This window comes from Huijunlia imazamoxiresistens, from assembly GCF_037132455.1.
Classification (GTDB): Bacteria; Bacteroidota; Bacteroidia; order Chitinophagales; family Chitinophagaceae; genus Flavisolibacter; species Flavisolibacter imazamoxiresistens.
Genome location: NZ_JBBBEI010000093.1, coordinates 1 through 1,057 on the forward strand (window position 1 = coordinate 1; position 1,057 = coordinate 1,057).

Annotated in this window: 1 protein-coding gene; it reads left to right on the forward strand. The window is 56.2% G+C overall.

Going from position 1 to position 1,057, the window contains the following annotated elements; all coding sequences use genetic code 11:
- Positions 1 to 1,057: polysaccharide lyase family 20 protein (locus tag V9K67_RS27005; RefSeq protein WP_336728240.1), on the forward strand; the 1,057-nt coding region annotated here is incomplete at both ends.

The following is a 1,057-nucleotide window of genomic DNA, read 5'->3' on the forward strand; positions in this document are numbered from 1 at the left end:
GAAGAAACCATGGAAGGCACCAGCCCCTTCACCGCTTTCGGCGGCGGCATTGAGAACTGCCTGACCGACTGGACCTTCTCGTTCCCTACCAATCCCGCTTTCCAGGGCAACAAAGCCGTACGCTTCGAGATCCGCAAGGACCAGCCCCTCGTAGGTTCCTCCGAAAGGGTTCGTTCCGAAGTGACCATCATCCGCGGCTCCGAATGGCCGGGCTTTACCAAGAACGCCTGGTATTCCTTCGCCATCTATTTCCCCACGGTAGGCTTTGAGCCGGACGACACCCGCGATTGCATCAACCAATGGTTCGAAGACGGTTCCGACGAAACCACCATCCGCGCCCAGAGCGATAAAGCATTTTTGGAAGTAACGCCTGCCTCGGGTTCTTCCACCCTGAAAAAATATGACCTCTTCGCCGCTTCACTGGGTGCTGCAGGCAGCGTAGCCACCGACGGGCCTTCTACTTTCCAAAAAATCTCCAAGGACAAATGGCACGAGTTCGTATTCCACATTGTACACTCTACCGGCTCCGACGGTTTGATCGAAGTATGGCGCGACGGTGTAAAGATCCACAACATCGTGGGCCGCAACATGCACCTGAAGCTGCCCAAGTGGAAGATCGGCCTGTACAAATCTTCTTTCCTGGATAAATCTTCCAGCAGGTATTCAAGAGTGCTGCATTTCGACAACGTGCGTGTAGGTAATGCCAACGCCACCCTCGCCGACATGCGGTCTGCGCTGCCCACTACCACACCCACAACGCCGACTACGGATACCGTTGTAGTGACCCCGCCGACCACTCCCACAACCGATACCACTACGACTACGACGACCACTCCTCCGCCCACTACCACTACCGGTACGCAGCAGGTGGTAAGCTATACCCTGGTAAACGCGGACACCGATAAGGACATCATGACCATCGCTCCCGGTGCCGCCATCAGCATTGCCAAGGCAGGCACCAACAAGTTCAGCATCCGCGCCAACATGGCCAATGGTACTTCCTGCGTGGTGAAGATGGTACTGAGCGGTTCCAAGAGCCAGACCCGTTACGACGATG